Genomic DNA, 14,079 nt, shown 5'->3' with positions numbered 1-14,079 from the left:
TCAGCCCTGCCCGCTGTACATGAGTTCTGTCCGCACATCATAGAGGTCATGGAAGAATCGCAACTCAAGTGCTTTTCGCAAGAAAGCCACGCCGCTGGAACCTCCGGTACCGGGTTGCATTCCGATCACACGTTCAACCGCCGTGGCGTGGTCAAAGCGCCAGCGTTGAAACAGGCTTTCCACATCCATGAGCTTTTCTGCCAGCGCATACAGATCCCAATATTTGTCCGTGTTGCGGAACACGTCGACCCAGATCTGAACCACGCGCGGATCACCGGAATAGGGTTCGGAGTAGTCCCGCTCGATCAAGTCCTTTGGAACGTCGAACCCCTGTCGGGCCAGCATGTGCAACACTTCGTCATACAGGGACGGTTTGGTCAGGGCGGCGTTCAGCATCTCCATCACCTCGGGGTCATGCTCGTGCACTTTCAGAGTCGAGGCATCCTTATTGCCCAGAATGAACTCGATCTGCCTGTACCCATAGCTTTGAAACCCGGAAGAGTTGCCGAGGGCCTGCCGAAACGTCATGTAGTCGGCCGGCGTCATGGTCAGCAGGGTTTCCCAGGCCGCAATCAACTGCCGTTGAATGGCCTTGATACGGTCGAGGTTTTTCATGGCGGGCCCGAATTCGTCTTGTTGCAGGAACCGGCGGACCTCGACCAGTTGGTGATGCATCAGTTTCAGCCACAGCTCACTGACCTGATGAATGATGATGAACAGCATCTCGTCAGGTTGTGCGGGGTCCTGAAAGGTTTTTTGCAGGTTCAGCAGCGTCTTCAGTTGCAGGAAGTCGCCATAGCTTTTGCGGTGCGTTTCGGCGAAATCAGTGACCAGGGTGTCTTCGACCCCCCGTTGCAACAGACGATCGTCTTTGTTCTCGCCCATCTCATGCCTCCCTTGTGCAAGTTCTGCACCTGTCTAGGGGCTGAACTTGCAACTTTCCAGCGCGTTAGGTCCAGTCCAGAACAACCTTGCCGGACAGGCCTGATTTCATCGCGGAAAACCCTTTGGCGAAATCATCAACCGCAAAGCGATGCGTGATCACGCGGGACACATCCAGACCGTTTTGCAGCATGGCGATCATCTTGTACCACGTTTCGAACATCTCACGCCCATAGACCCCCTTGATCGTGATAGCCTTGAACACGATGCGCGACCAGTCGACCGGAGATTTGCCCGGTGGAATCCCCAGCAACGCGATCTTTCCACCCATCACCAAGGCTTCGACCATCTGGTCCAGGGCGGCTTGCGAGCCGGACATTTCAAGCCCGACATCGAACCCTTCCTTCATCCCAAGCTCGGCGATGACGTCCCGCAAGTCCTCGGTGGAGACATCGACGGTCCGCACCGAAGGAACCACATGTTCGGCCAGTTTCAATCGGTCTGCGTTGATGTCGGTGATGACCACGTTGCGTGCACCCGCGTGACGAGCGACGGCAGCGGCCATGATACCGATGGGGCCCGCACCCGTGATCAGAACGTCCTCTCCCAGCAAATCAAAGCTGAGGGCAGTATGCACCGCATTGCCCAGCGGATCGAGGATGGCTCCGATCTCATCCGGTATGTCGTCGGGCAAGGGAACCACGTTGAAGGCAGGCAGTTTCAGGTATTCGGCAAATGCGCCCTGTTCGTTCACTCCAATGCCCCGGGTTCCCGGATCCAGGTGAAACTTTCCGGCGCGGCTCTGGCGGCTGTCGGTGGTGATCAGATGGCCCTCGCCCGAGCATCGCTGGCCGATTTCAAGCCCGGTCACGTTGCGCCCGATCTCGACGATCTCTCCGGCAAACTCATGGCCAGTGATCATCGGAACCGGCACGGTATGAGACGCCCACTCGTCCCAGTTCCAGATATGGATGTCGGTGCCGCAGATACCCGTCTTGTTGATACGGATCAGCACATCATCGGGGCCAACTTCGGGGATCGGGGCCTGCACCATCCACAACCCTTCTTCGGGTTTGGATTTTTCCAGTGCTTTCATTGTGTTGGGTCGCATATGTTTACTCCCACAAATCGGTCGACAGGTATTTCAGGCCGCTGTCACACATGACGATGGCGACACAGCCGCCTTCTTCGGGGCCGCGCAGCAGTTCAATCGCCGCGGCAAGATTCGCGCCTGCCGAATAGCCGGCGAATATCCCCTCGGTCCGGGCCAGAAGTCGGGCGCAATCCCGCGCGGCCTTCCCCGAACCAGCAAGATGTCCGGCCAATCGGCTATCCTTCAAATGCACCAGATCACCCATGGCGTAACCGCCTCCCTGAATGGGATGGTCCGGGGTCGAAACCGGCTCACCGGCCAAAGCGCGCGCGCCCGCAGGTTCCACGGCATAGCATCGCACGGCGTGCCGGTTCAGATACTCTGCCGCTCCGGCCAGCGTTCCGCCCGATCCGGCAAAGTCGCAGAATGCCGTGACGGTGCCTTCGGATTGCGCCCAGATCTCGGGCCCGGTCCCGGTTTCGTGTGCCTTGGGGTTTCCCGAATGGCCAAATTGATCCGCACGAAATGCGTTGCGTTCAACTGTGATGCGCTTCGCCTTGACATCGACCAGTTCAAGATCGGCCCCAGAGACTTCGCCGGGTTTGCTGCCGGGGGCCTGGGGCACGATGACAACTTCGGCCCCCAGGGCCCGCATCATACGCGCGCGTTCGATCGAGTTTCCGGCGCTCATGACAGCCACGAAAGGATGGCCCAGAATACCGCAGACAATGGCCAGCCCGGTGCCCATATTGCCCGAGGTCAGCTCGACCACCGTTTGCCCCGGTGACAAAGTCCCGTCTGCGCGCGCCGTTTCGATGATGGACTTCGCCGCGCGGTCCTTTTTCGAAAATCCCGGCAGCAAGTAATCAAGCTTGGCGATGATACGCCCGTTCAGCTTCTGCTGGGCACACACGCGCGACAGTTCGACCATGGGGGTGTCGCCGATCACATCGATGACCGATGGAAGGATCATTCGATGACCCCCAGCTCTTTGCCGACCTTGCCAAATGCGGAAAGGGCGCGGTCCAGTTCATCCCTGGTCAGAGCCGCATTCATCTGCGTTCTGATCCGCGCTTGCCCGCGTGGGACGACCGGAAAGAAGAAGCCCGAAACATAGACACCTTCGTCGAACAGCCGTGACGCCATGTCCTGTGCCAGCTGAGCCTCACCCAGCATCACCGGGATGATCGGGTGTTCCCCAGGCAGCAGGTCAAAGCCAAGCTTTTCCAGCCCGGCGCGCCAATATTTGGCGTTGCCGAAGAGTTGCGCGCGCAGCATGTCGCCTTCTTCGACCAGGCGGATCGCTTCCAACCCGGCGGCGACGATCGAGGGCGGCAGCGAGTTTGAGAACAGATAGGGCCGCGCCCGCTGCCGCAGCAGGTCGATCACTGGCTGCGGCCCGGCGATATAGCCGCCGATTGCCCCCCCAAGTGCCTTGCCCAAGGTTCCCGTCAGAATATCCACATCGACGCCGAAATGATCGGGTGTGCCGGCCCCGTTCGGCCCCATGAAACCGGTCGCATGGCAATCGTCCACCATGACAATTGCATCGTATATATCGGCCAGTTCCCGGATTTTTGGCAGGTTGGCCAGATAGCCGTCCATCGAGAACACGCCATCGGTGGCGATCATGATATGCCGCGCCCCGTCTTCGCGCGCCTGTTTCAGCCAGGCTTCGAGGTCATTCATGTCGTTGTTCAGATAGCGATAGCGTTTGGCCTTGCACAGCCGCACGCCGTCGATGATCGAGGCGTGGTTCAGGCTGTCCGAAATGATGGCGTCTTCCGGTCCCAGCAGAGGTTCAAACAGCCCGCCATTGGCGTCGAAACAAGCGGCAAAGAGGATGGAGTCGTCCTTGTTCAGGAAATTGGCAAGACGTTGTTCCAGTTCGCGGTGAATGTCTTGCGTGCCACAGATGAACCGAACCGACGCCATGCCGAATCCTTTGGGCCCCATCGCTTGTGTCGCGGCCTCGATCAGCGCCGGGTGATCCGCCAGACCCAGATAGTTGTTGGCACAGAGGTTGATCACCTGCTTGCCGCCCACAGTGATCTCACCGCCCTGAGGTGAGGTGATCATTCGTTCGCGTTTGTAAAGACCCTCAGATTCGATCTGCGCAAGTGTGTCCGTGATATGGGACAGGAATACATCTGCCATGGCGACCTCCGTTCAACTGAGTCGCACATCTAACATAGCGGATGAAATTCCCAAATAGGGGAAATTCAATATGAAGGAAAAATATCCGTGAAGGCGGAATTTCGCGGATGTCAGGCGTTTTTTACGATCAGGAATACCCGGGCTGGCCCTTGGGCACAGATGGAATGCGCAATGTCGGCGGCATATCGGGCCGTGTCCCCCTGGTTCAACTCGGTCACCGCATTGCCTGAAGTGACTTTGACCGCGCCTTCCAGCACGGTGAGCTGTTCACGGGCACCGCGGGCGTGGGGTTGGCTGTTCAGGGCCCCGTCCTTGTCAAATTCGATATCATAGACTTCATGACCCCCGGCCTCTTCCGGCGGTGACAGGATGCGAATTCGGCAGTTCTGCCCCATATTGTCGATGCTGGGCACTTCGGAGTTTCTGAGCACCTCGATCTGGTCCGTGGTCTTTGCGCCCTCCAAGAGACCGGCGAAATCCACCTGCAAGGCGCGTGTCAGGTTCCACAAGGTCGAGATCGTCGGGCTGCTTTCGCCGCGTTCGATCTGACTGACCATGGACCGGGACACACCGCTGAGATTGGCGACCGCTTCCAAGGACAGGCCTTTGGCCCGGCGTGCCTCTTTCAGGCGGGCGGGCAGGAGGTTCAGGATATCGTCTGTGTCTTCCGTCATGACGGAATCCATGGGGGCTGCGCAATGCAATGTCAATTCCCGCCGTGACGGGACGTCTGGGGCGACAGTGCCATTCTGCGCATGCATAATGCAGCGAAATTCAGGAGGAGTAGCTCATGAGCGATATCGTTATTCTCGACGGTGCCCGCACCGCAATTGGCACCTTTGGTGGTGCGCTGGCTTCAACCGCGCCGATTGATCTGGCCACTGTCGCGACCGAAGCGGCGCTTGAGCGATCGGGGGTTGAGGGGGCGCAGATCGGGCATGTGGTGTTCGGTCATGTGATCAACACTGAACCGCGTGACATGTATCTGTCGCGCGTCGCCGCCATGCAGGCGGGCATTCCCAATGGTACGCCGGCCATGAACGTGAACCGCCTGTGCGGATCCGGCGCGCAGGCGTTCGTGTCAGCCATGCAGTCCCTGATGCTTGGCGATGCTGACTTTGCGGTGGCAGGCGGAGCAGAAAGCATGTCCCGAAGCCCCTATATCGTTCCGCAGGCGCGCTGGGGCGCAAAGATGGGCGACGTCACCTCTCTGGACATGATGCTGGGTGCGTTGAACTGCCCGTTCGGCACAGGACATATGGGGGTGACGGCCGAAAACGTGGCGGATGAGCATCAGATAAGCCGTGAACAGATGGATGCGTTCGCTTTGGACAGCCAGACACGTGCGGCAGCGGCGATCGAGGCCGGGTACTTCGACAGCCAGATCACTCCGGTACAGGTCAAGGTCAAGCGGGACATGGTCGATTTCAAAGTCGACGAGCATCCAAAGGCGACGACCGCCGAAGCGTTGGCCGGTCTGCGCCCGGTGTTCAAAAAGGACGGGCGTGTGACGGCCGGCAATGCCTCGGGCATCAATGACGGGGCGGCGGCGATGGTGTTGGCGACAGCGGATGCGGCCGAAAAGGCTGGGTTGAAGCCGAAGGCACGTGTCATTGGGTATGCGCATGCGGGCGTGCGGCCGGAAGTCATGGGCATTGGCCCTGTTCCGGCAGTGCAAAACCTGTTTGCGAAGACGGGTCTGTCAGCGGAAGATTTCGACGTGATCGAAAGCAATGAAGCCTTCGCCGCGCAGGCACTGGCTGTGAATCAGGAGCTTGGATTGGACGCGAGCAAGGTGAACCCCAACGGCGGTGCGATTGCGTTGGGGCATCCTGTGGGGGCCACGGGTGCGATCATCACGCTGAAAGCACTGTACGAGCTGGAACGTACCGGCGGATCCAAAGGGTTGATCACCATGTGCATCGGGGGCGGTCAGGGGATTGCCATCGCCATCGAGCGGCTCTGACCCGGAAGGGGTGCGGGGGGCTGTCTGCCCCCCATCGCGCCAGGGCGCGATTCCCCCCGAGGATATTTGTGGCCAGATGAAGCAGGCGGATTGGTTCAGCTGAGCGCGTTGATCAGCAAGACCAGCGCCGCACCTGCTGCGGCGCCGATCGTGGCGGGCAGAGCAAAGGACCAAAAGGTGGGCGTCTGCGGTTCGTCCTTCTGTGTCTGCGCAATCAGTGCGTTTTCGACCAGTGCCGGCAGACGCGGGCCGAAGCGGGCCAGCACCATTGCGGTTTTCCCAAAATCACGCAGGGCCGCCCGAGGGCCGATGGATTGTTTGATGTAGTCTTCGACCACGGGGCGGGCGACTTCCCAGATGTTCATATGAGGGTCGAGTGAGCGCGCAACGCCTTCGACGACAACCATGGTGCGTTGCAGCAGGATCAGCTCGGTTCGGGTTTCCATCCCGAACCGTTCGGTCACTTCGAACAGATAGCTCAGCAACCGCCCCATGGAAATATGCGTGGCATCCATGCCGAAGATCGGCTCGCCCACGGCACGCAGGGCGCGGGCGAACTCGTCCACGTCCTGGTTGGCGGGAACATAGCCGGCTTCGAAATGCACCTCGGCCACACGTTTGTAGTCGCGGCGGATGAAGCCAAACAGGATTTCGGCATAGACCCGGCGCGTGTATTCATCGATATGCCCCATGATGCCATAGTCATAGGCAATGATGTCTCCGTTCGCGGCGACCTTGAGGTTGCCCTGGTGCATGTCGGCGTGGAAAAAGCCGTCGCGCAGCGCATGGAGGAGGAACAGGCGCAGGACACGTTCGGCCAGATCATTGCGGTTGTGACCTGCGGCATCCAGAGCATCATTGTCACCCAGCGCGATCCCGTCCGCCCAGCTGAGCGTCATGACGCGCCGCGCGGACAGTGACCACACAACGGGCGGCAGCCAGAAGCCGGTGTCGTCCTTGGTGTTGGCGGCATATTCGGAGGCCGCCGCGCTTTCCAGACGCAGATCCAGTTCGCCGCGCACGACACCGTCGAAATGCTCGATCACCTCCACCGGTCGCAGACGGCGCGCGCCGGGGGCGAAGAGCTGGACAATTCCGGCGGCGAAATAGAACGCATCGACATCTTTGTGGAACGCGCGTTCGATCCCCGGGCGCAGGACTTTCACTGCGACATCCTCACCCGTGCTGGTCAGCTTGGCCTTGTGAACCTGCGCAATCGAGGCTGCGGCAATCGGTTCGCTGAATTCGCTGAACATGTCCGAGATCGGCTGACCCAGTTCTTTCTCGACTTCGGCCATCGCGTCGGCTTTGGAGAAAGGGGGCAGCTTGTCTTGCAGAACGCGCAGTTGCTCGGCCAGTTCATTTCCAACGACGTCAGGGCGGGTCGAAAGCACTTGCCCGAATTTGATATAGGCGGGGCCAAGCGCCGTCAGGGCGCGCGTTGCCGGTGGCATACCGGGGTCGCCTTTGTAGCCAAGCCATTGAAAGGGTTTGCCCAATGCGTGGGCCAGGATGCGTACGGCGCGCGGGGCTTCGAACGCATCCAGTACCACGTTCATGGCGCCTGTGCGCTCGAGCGTGGCGCCTGTGCGGATCAGGCGGATGATGTTATGGGGACCACGCATGTGTCAGATCTTCCAGCCGGAATGCAGCGCGGCGATACCCATGCTCAGGTTCCGGTATTTGGCGTTTTCGAAACCTGCGGTGCGAACCATGTTCAGGAACGTTTCCTGATCGGGAAATTTTCGGATCGATTCGACCAGGTACTGATAGCTGTCATAGTCATTGGCGATCAGTTTTCCCATGCGCGGGATGACGTTGAAGCTGTAAAGGTCGTAGAGCTTTTGCAGCCCCTCATTGGGCAGCTGGCTGAATTCCAGCACCATCAGGCGGCCGCCGGGTTTCAGCACGCGGTAAGCCTCGTTCAAAGCTTCTTGCGGGCGGGTGACGTTCCGAATGCCGAACGAGATCGTGTAAACATCGAATGTATTGTCTTCGAAGGGCAGGGCCATGGCATCGCCCACGACCCAGTTCAGGCTGCCCGACATCCGATCTGCCTCGGCACGTTGGCGCCCTTCGATCAGCATCGGCTCGGTCAGGTCCAGGACCGTGGCGTGGCCGTGACCCGCGCGCTTGAGGAACCTGAACGAGATGTCGCCCGTGCCACCGGCCACGTCCAGCAGCCGCTGGCCGGGGCGTGGCGCCAGCCAGTCCATCATCGCGTCCTTCCAGACCCGGTGGATGCCCATCGACATGACGTCGTTCATCACGTCATATTTCGAGGCAACCGAGTTGAACACGCCCTGTACGCGCCCTGCCTTTTCGGCCTCGGGGACGGTTTCGAAACCGAAATGAGTGGTCTTGTCGATGTTGTCGGACATTTGCCTTGCCGTTTGTCGATTTTCGCCTCTGTTATAGGGCCAAGAGAGGCGGGCACAATGCGGCCCTTTGAATTAGGAGCCCTGTAATGCCCGAATTACCTGAGGTCGAGACAGTAAGACGCGGCCTGAGTCCTGCCATGGAAGGGGTCGTGATCGAACGGGCTGATGTGAACCGCCCCGATCTGCGCCGGCCGTTCCCCGAACGTATGGCCGAACGGCTGACCGGGCAGCGGGTGGAGCGGCTGCGGCGGCGGTCGAAATACATTCTGGCGGATCTCAGCAGCGGTGAGACGTTGCTGATCCACCTGGGTATGTCGGGGCGGATGACGGTGTCGGGTGACCCGTTGGGGCAATTCGTCCATGACCATCCCGCCGTGCAAAAACATGACCATGTGGTCTTTCATATGGCCAACGGCGCGCGCATCACCTTCAACGATCCCCGCCGGTTTGGCGCGATGGACCTGATGCAAACGGCCAACGCCGAAGATCACAAGCTGCTGTCGGTTCTGGGGCCTGAACCCTTGGGCAACGATTTTCACGACCAACACCTGATCAAGGCGTTCAAAGGCAAGAACACCCCTGTCAAATCCGCCCTGCTGGATCAGGGAATCGTTGCCGGTCTGGGCAATATCTATGTTTGCGAAGCTCTTTATCGCGGCCGAGTGTCGCCACGTCGCAAAGCCGGACAGATTTCCGCACCCCGCGTGGCGGCGCTTGTTCCGATCATCCGGCAGGTGTTGCAGGACGCCATCGAAGCCGGTGGGTCTTCGCTGCGGGATTTCCGCCAAGCCGATGGAGAACTTGGATATTTTCAGCACAAGTTTGATGTCTATGGCCGCGAGGGCGAGGCCTGCCGGACCGAAGGGTGCGGAGCGCCGATCAAGAGAATCACCCAGTCCGGTCGCTCATCCTTCTATTGTGCGCAATGCCAAAGATAGCTTGATCCAAGTTTTTCGCGTGGTAAGGAATCGTACCTGAACGGAACAACCGGAAGCTTTCTCCTCATGGCTTTTGAGACGATCATCGTCGAAATCGAAGACCACGTCGCACTTATCAAACTCAACCGACCGGATGCGTTGAACGCGTTGAACACCCAGTTGCTGGGTGAGCTCTGCACCGCGCTGGAAGATGCGGACAGCAACGACAAGGTGCGCTGCATCGTGATAACCGGATCGGACAAGGCCTTCGCCGCCGGCGCGGACATCAAGGAAATGTCCGAGATGAGTTTTGTCGACGTCTACAACATCAACCTTTTTGCCGATGCGAATGATCGTGTGACCGCGATTCGCAAGCCGATCATCGCGGCCGTTGCGGGCTATGCGCTGGGCGGTGGCTGTGAACTTGCCATGCTGTGCGATTTCATCATCGCGGCGGACACCGCGAAATTCGGCCAGCCCGAGATCAATCTGGGCGTCATTGCCGGTCTGGGTGGAAGTCAGCGTCTGACGCGGTTCGTGGGTAAATCCAAATCGATGGACATGAACCTGACCGGGCGTTTCATGGATGCCGACGAAGCCGAGCGTGCGGGTCTCGTCAGCCGGGTGGTGCCGGCCAAGAAGCTGATCGAAGAGGCCGTGAGCGCAGCGCAGAAGATTGCCGAGAAATCGCAATTGACTGCAATGGCCGCGAAAGAAGCGGTGAACCGCAGCTACGAGCTTCCGCTGAGTGAAGGTATGTTGTTCGAGCGTCGTGTCTTCCATTCGATGTTCGCTACCGAAGATCAGAAGGAAGGCATGGCCGCGTTCCTGGAAAAGCGCACGGCGCAATTCCGCGACAAGTAAAGCGCGGGACCTCTGAGGCGGGTGTTTCAAGCCCGCCCCATATTCTTGGCCCTTGTTCCAAGAATCAACTTGGCAATCTCTCGAAACTTGGCTAAAGACCCCCGCTATACATGCGCGTGCGGCCCGCTTGGCCCGACTCACACTCGTGATTTCTGATCCGGTGCGGATATGTCCGTGGCGCGCAACCCAAGATTAACGTACCGAACGAAGGTCAGATTCACATGGCAAACTCGCCTCAGGCAAAAAAACGCGCGCGTCAGAACGAAAAGCGCTTTGCAATCAACAAAGCGCGTCGTTCGCGCATCCGCACCTATCTGCGTAAAGTCGAAGAAGCGATCGCATCCGGCGACAAGGACGCGGCGACTGCTGCTCTGCGTGCGGCTCAGCCCGAGCTGATGCGCGGCGTTACCAAGGGTGTTTTCCACAAGAACACCGCTGCCCGCAAAATGTCGCGCCTGTCCGCGCGCGTCAAAGCACTGGGCTAAGCTTTTGGGTGACCCAAGGTCACGTCAGAAAGGCTGAACCATTCTGAAAAGGCGTCGTGCATCGCGGCGCCTTTTGTCGTGTTGCCAGAAAACCGCGCCTTCACAAAACCGAGAGATTCTTTCGCCCAAAGACCCGAGTCAATATCAGAGTTTCGTTGCCGCGCCCCTCTCTGAATTGCTACGACTGATGTCAGCGATTCACTCGCTTGGGGGGACAGGCTGTTTTCCCGATCGAACTGACGGGCATCAGAGCGATCTGGGGACAATTGTCGACGACTGGCTTGAGCCAGGCTGCCGATCTGCCATGGAAGCCGGAATAAATCCGGTGATCTTGGCCCTGTCTAAAAATTGAGATTGCGACGTGCAACCCGGTTTTCGGGACGTTCCGTTATTGCTGAGCGTCAGAATTGGGGGTTGCCGGGCTATTCGGGATGGTCCCGCCAAGCCGACTGGTTTGGCGATTGGATACCTATTGCGTGTGAATACAACACCGGGAAACCGGCTTCGTATGAATAAGGCTGACAGGCCAATAAGAATGGGATGCGTGAGGCGCTTAATGACACAAGAAAAATGGGGACTACTGCGTAACAAGTTGCTGAAGGCCATCGGTCGGAACAATTATACGACCTGGATCGAGCCTTTGGAATTCAAGGAGCTTCAGGACGGCGTGGCGGTTTTCTCGGTGCCGACCAATTTCATGGGCAATTACGTCAGCCAGAATTTTGCCGACCTCATTTTATACGAGCTGAACACCGCAGGTGAAACTGTGCAGCGTCTGGATTTCCGCGTCGCTGCAAACTCGCCTGCACGGCCTAAGCCGGCTGTCGATACGCCGCCGGTGGCAAAGCCTGAACCTGTCGCCGCGCCGAGCGAGGACCCGGCGCAGGATACATTGGAATCGCTTCAGGCTGCCCCGTTGGATTCCCGCTTTACCTTTGACAGTTTTGTCGTCGGCAAGCCCAATGAACTGGCCCATGCGGCCGCGCGTCGGGTATCCGAGGGCGGGCCGGTAACCTTCAATCCGCTGGTTCTGTACGGCGGCGTGGGGCTGGGTAAGACCCACTTGATGCACGCCATTGCATGGGAGCTGAAAACCAAACATCCGGAACTCAACGTTCTGTACCTGTCAGCGGAACAGTTCATGTACCGGTTCGTGCAGGCCCTGCGCGAGCGTCGGATGATGGATTTCAAACACCTGTTCCGTTCGGTTGACGTTTTGATGGTTGACGACGTGCAGTTCATCGCCGGCAAGGATTCCACTCAGGAAGAGTTTTTCCACACGTTCAACGCGCTGGTGGATCAGAATAAACAGATCATCATCTCGGCCGACCGCGCCCCGGGTGAGATCAAGGATCTGGAAGACCGGGTGAAATCCCGCCTGCAATGTGGTCTGGTGGTTGATCTGCACCCGACCGATTATGAACTGCGTCTGGGCATTTTGCAGAACAAGGTGCAGCAATACAGCTCATCCTATCCGGACCTGGCGATTGCCGATGGCGTTCTGGAATTCCTGGCGCATCGCATCTCGACCAATGTTCGGGTGCTGGAAGGTGCCCTGACCCGTCTGTTCGCTTTTGCCTCGCTGGTTGGCCGCGAGATCGACATGGAACTGACGCAGGATTGTCTGGCGGATGTGCTGCGCGCCTCGGAACGCAAGATCACCGTTGAAGAGATCCAGCGGAAGGTGTCCGAGTATTACAACATCCGGCTTTCTGACATCATCGGCCCGAAGCGCCTGCGCTCTTACGCGCGTCCGCGTCAGGTGGCGATGTATCTGTGCAAGCAGTTGACCAGCCGGTCGCTGCCCGAGATTGGCCGCCGTTTTGGCGGGCGCGATCACACGACGGTCATGCATGGCGTCAAGCGCATTGAAGAGTTGAAGCTGACCGACGGTCAGATCGCTGAAGACGTGGAAATGCTGCGCCGGTCGCTTGAAGCCTGATCCGCGCCTTTAATGCAGGAAACCGCCCCGGTTCCTTGGGTCCGGGGCGTTTCTTGTGCGCATTAGTCCACGGTTGGATCAGAACTGGTGCCTGTCAGGCACGCTGCCCTTGACGCTGGACGCAATCCAACCCAGAAATCCGTAAAAAATCCTTGTGCCTCAGGGTGGAACCGCTAACGTGCCAGTCCCGCCCATGTCGGTACGCAAGTCAGAGGAATTGAGGGTATGAAGATCAGCATCGAACGCGGCACCCTTCTCAAGGCCGTTTCGCAGGCCCAATCCGTAGTGGAACGCCGCAATACCATTCCCATACTTGCGAATGTCCTGATTGAGGCGGAAGGCGATCAGGCGCTGTTTCGCGCGACCGATCTGGATATCGAAGTGGTCGACAAAGCCCCGGCGCAGGTCGAGAAAGCCGGTGCCACCACCGTGGCCGCGACCACCTTGCACGAGATCGTGCGCAAACTGCCCGACGGAGCGTTGGTCACGCTGACCGCGGACAGCGCGGCAGGGCGTCTGACGGTTGAGGCGGGTCGGTCGAATTTCTCGCTGGCGACGCTGCCGAAAGAGGATTTCCCGGTCATGGCGTCGTCGGAGTATCAATCAAATTTCACGGCTTCGGCTGCCCTGCTGCGACGGTTGTTCGACAAGTCGAAATTCGCAATCTCAACAGAAGAGACCCGGTATTATCTGAACGGTGTCTATATGCATGTGGCCGACGGATCCGATGGCGGCAAGGTGCTGCGCTGCGTGGCCACCGACGGCCACCGGCTTGCTCGGATCGATGCCGATTTGCCGGATGGTGCAGAGGGCATGCCGGGCGTTATCGTCCCGCGTAAAACCGTAGGCGAACTGCGCAAGCTGCTGGACGATGATGAAATGGATATCGCGGTTTCGGTCAGCGAAACCAAGGTGCGTTTCGCCACGCCTGATATCACGCTGACCTCGAAGGTCATTGACGGAACCTTTCCCGACTACACGCGCGTTATCCCGCAAGGAAATACGCGCAAGCTGGAAGTGGATGCTGCCGAGTTCGCACAGGCCGTGGACCGGGTGGCAACGGTGTCTTCCGAGCGTTCGCGTGCGGTGAAGCTGCAACTGGATGGCGACAAGCTGGTCCTGTCGGTGAACGCACCAGACAGTGGCGCGGCCGAGGAAGAACTGGCGGTCGCCTATGGTGATGAGCGTCTGGAGATCGGGTTCAATGCCAAATATCTGCTGGAGATCGCGTCTCAGGTGGATCGAGAGAATGCGGTGTTCATGTTCAATTCAGCTGGCGACCCGACCCTGATGCGCGAAGGCAATGACCAGAGCGCAGTTTACGTCGTCATGCCAATGCGCGTCTGATCGCGCGGACGTGCGATGCCTCCGGCGGGAGTATTTTTGAAAAAA

General features: G+C 59.0%; 13 protein-coding genes. 6 read left to right on the top strand and 7 right to left on the bottom strand.

Annotation, left to right across the window (positions count from 1 at the left end; all coding sequences use genetic code 11):
• The 5 genes from I9184_RS10190 to I9184_RS10170 form a co-directional block, all read right to left on the bottom strand.
• On the bottom strand, positions 1 to 885 hold the full coding sequence (locus I9184_RS10190; RefSeq protein WP_171233639.1) for a tryptophan 2,3-dioxygenase family protein: 885 nt from the start codon (positions 883 to 885) through the stop codon (positions 1 to 3).
• A gap of 64 nt (positions 886 to 949) precedes the next feature.
• Positions 950 to 1,978 carry an L-threonine 3-dehydrogenase gene (tdh, locus tag I9184_RS10185; RefSeq protein WP_209834469.1) on the bottom strand — a complete coding sequence of 343 codons (1,029 nt, stop codon included), beginning with the start codon at positions 1,976 to 1,978 and terminating at the stop codon, positions 950 to 952.
• 19 nt (positions 1,979 to 1,997) lie between these two features.
• Complete coding sequence (locus I9184_RS10180) at positions 1,998 to 2,948, bottom strand: cysteine synthase family protein (RefSeq protein WP_209834174.1); 951 nt, start codon at positions 2,946 to 2,948, stop codon at positions 1,998 to 2,000.
• Positions 2,945 to 4,132, bottom strand: a complete 1,188-nt coding sequence (locus tag I9184_RS10175) for a glycine C-acetyltransferase (protein ID WP_209834157.1) — start codon at positions 4,130 to 4,132, stop codon at positions 2,945 to 2,947. The genes I9184_RS10180 and I9184_RS10175 overlap by 4 nt, the downstream gene beginning before the upstream one ends.
• A 110-nt stretch (positions 4,133 to 4,242) precedes the next feature.
• Complete coding sequence (locus tag I9184_RS10170) at positions 4,243 to 4,806, bottom strand: XRE family transcriptional regulator (protein ID WP_209834155.1); 564 nt, start codon at positions 4,804 to 4,806, stop codon at positions 4,243 to 4,245.
• A 116-nt stretch (positions 4,807 to 4,922) separates the two neighbouring features.
• Between I9184_RS10170 and I9184_RS10165 the strand changes: the two genes are divergently transcribed.
• Positions 4,923 to 6,098 carry an acetyl-CoA C-acyltransferase family protein gene (locus I9184_RS10165; protein WP_209834153.1) on the top strand — a complete coding sequence of 392 codons (1,176 nt, stop codon included), beginning with the start codon at positions 4,923 to 4,925 and terminating at the stop codon, positions 6,096 to 6,098.
• Positions 6,099 to 6,193: 95 nt separating this feature from the next.
• Here the strand turns inward: I9184_RS10165 and ubiB are convergent, their stop codons facing one another.
• Both ubiB and ubiE read right to left on the bottom strand, forming a co-directional pair.
• The gene (gene ubiB, locus I9184_RS10160; RefSeq protein ID WP_209834151.1) at positions 6,194 to 7,723 is read right to left on the bottom strand and encodes a 2-polyprenylphenol 6-hydroxylase; all 1,530 of its coding nucleotides are present in this window, start codon (positions 7,721 to 7,723) and stop codon (positions 6,194 to 6,196) included.
• Positions 7,724 to 7,726: 3 nt separating this feature from the next.
• Positions 7,727 to 8,479 (bottom strand): bifunctional demethylmenaquinone methyltransferase/2-methoxy-6-polyprenyl-1,4-benzoquinol methylase UbiE, encoded by a 753-nt coding sequence (gene ubiE, locus I9184_RS10155; protein ID WP_209834149.1) that lies wholly within the window; start codon positions 8,477 to 8,479, stop codon positions 7,727 to 7,729.
• Between the two features lie 86 nt (positions 8,480 to 8,565).
• Between ubiE and mutM the strand changes: the two genes are divergently transcribed.
• From mutM to dnaN, 5 genes are all read left to right on the top strand, one after another.
• Positions 8,566 to 9,417 carry a bifunctional DNA-formamidopyrimidine glycosylase/DNA-(apurinic or apyrimidinic site) lyase gene (mutM, locus tag I9184_RS10150; RefSeq protein WP_209834148.1) on the top strand — a complete coding sequence of 284 codons (852 nt, stop codon included), beginning with the start codon at positions 8,566 to 8,568 and terminating at the stop codon, positions 9,415 to 9,417.
• A gap of 66 nt (positions 9,418 to 9,483) precedes the next feature.
• Positions 9,484 to 10,260, top strand: coding sequence for an enoyl-CoA hydratase (locus tag I9184_RS10145; RefSeq protein ID WP_117870917.1), 777 nt, complete (start codon positions 9,484 to 9,486; stop codon positions 10,258 to 10,260).
• Between the two features lie 221 nt (positions 10,261 to 10,481).
• A complete protein-coding gene (gene rpsT / locus I9184_RS10140; RefSeq protein WP_170345656.1) occupies positions 10,482 to 10,745 on the top strand; it encodes a 30S ribosomal protein S20 in 264 nt (87 codons plus the stop codon).
• Between the two features lie 556 nt (positions 10,746 to 11,301).
• A complete protein-coding gene (gene dnaA / locus I9184_RS10135; protein WP_170345655.1) occupies positions 11,302 to 12,687 on the top strand; it encodes a chromosomal replication initiator protein DnaA in 1,386 nt (461 codons plus the stop codon).
• A 225-nt stretch (positions 12,688 to 12,912) separates the two neighbouring features.
• Complete coding sequence (gene dnaN, locus I9184_RS10130; RefSeq protein WP_171617360.1) at positions 12,913 to 14,034, top strand: DNA polymerase III subunit beta; 1,122 nt, start codon at positions 12,913 to 12,915, stop codon at positions 14,032 to 14,034.
• The last annotated feature ends 45 nt before the right edge of the window (positions 14,035 to 14,079 follow it).

Origin of the sequence: Ruegeria sp. HKCCE3926 (assembly GCF_017872515.1) — a bacterium.
Classification (GTDB): domain Bacteria; phylum Pseudomonadota; class Alphaproteobacteria; order Rhodobacterales; family Rhodobacteraceae; genus Ruegeria.
Note: the sequence above shows the minus strand (reverse complement) of the source record. Positions and strands in the feature narration are given on the sequence as shown.

Excerpts from the sequence above, each read along its gene's own strand:
- I9184_RS10180 (WP_209834174.1), bottom strand. The coding sequence starts at position 2,948 with ATGATCCTTCCATCGGTCATCGATGTGATCGGCGACACCCCCATGGTC.
- tdh (WP_209834469.1), bottom strand. The coding sequence starts at position 1,978 with ATGAAAGCACTGGAAAAATCCAAACCCGAAGAAGGGTTGTGGATGGTG.
- rpsT (WP_170345656.1), top strand. The coding sequence starts at position 10,482 with ATGGCAAACTCGCCTCAGGCAAAAAAACGCGCGCGTCAGAACGAAAAG.
- ubiB (WP_209834151.1), bottom strand. The coding sequence starts at position 7,723 with ATGCGTGGTCCCCATAACATCATCCGCCTGATCCGCACAGGCGCCACG.
- I9184_RS10145 (WP_117870917.1), top strand. The coding sequence starts at position 9,484 with ATGGCTTTTGAGACGATCATCGTCGAAATCGAAGACCACGTCGCACTT.
- dnaA (WP_170345655.1), top strand. The coding sequence starts at position 11,302 with ATGACACAAGAAAAATGGGGACTACTGCGTAACAAGTTGCTGAAGGCC.
- I9184_RS10175 (WP_209834157.1), bottom strand. The coding sequence starts at position 4,132 with ATGGCAGATGTATTCCTGTCCCATATCACGGACACACTTGCGCAGATC.
- ubiE (WP_209834149.1), bottom strand. The coding sequence starts at position 8,479 with ATGTCCGACAACATCGACAAGACCACTCATTTCGGTTTCGAAACCGTC.
- I9184_RS10165 (WP_209834153.1), top strand. The coding sequence starts at position 4,923 with ATGAGCGATATCGTTATTCTCGACGGTGCCCGCACCGCAATTGGCACC.
- mutM (WP_209834148.1), top strand. The coding sequence starts at position 8,566 with ATGCCCGAATTACCTGAGGTCGAGACAGTAAGACGCGGCCTGAGTCCT.
- I9184_RS10170 (WP_209834155.1), bottom strand. The coding sequence starts at position 4,806 with ATGACGGAAGACACAGACGATATCCTGAACCTCCTGCCCGCCCGCCTG.
- dnaN (WP_171617360.1), top strand. The coding sequence starts at position 12,913 with ATGAAGATCAGCATCGAACGCGGCACCCTTCTCAAGGCCGTTTCGCAG.
- I9184_RS10190 (WP_171233639.1), bottom strand. The coding sequence starts at position 885 with ATGGGCGAGAACAAAGACGATCGTCTGTTGCAACGGGGGGTCGAAGAC.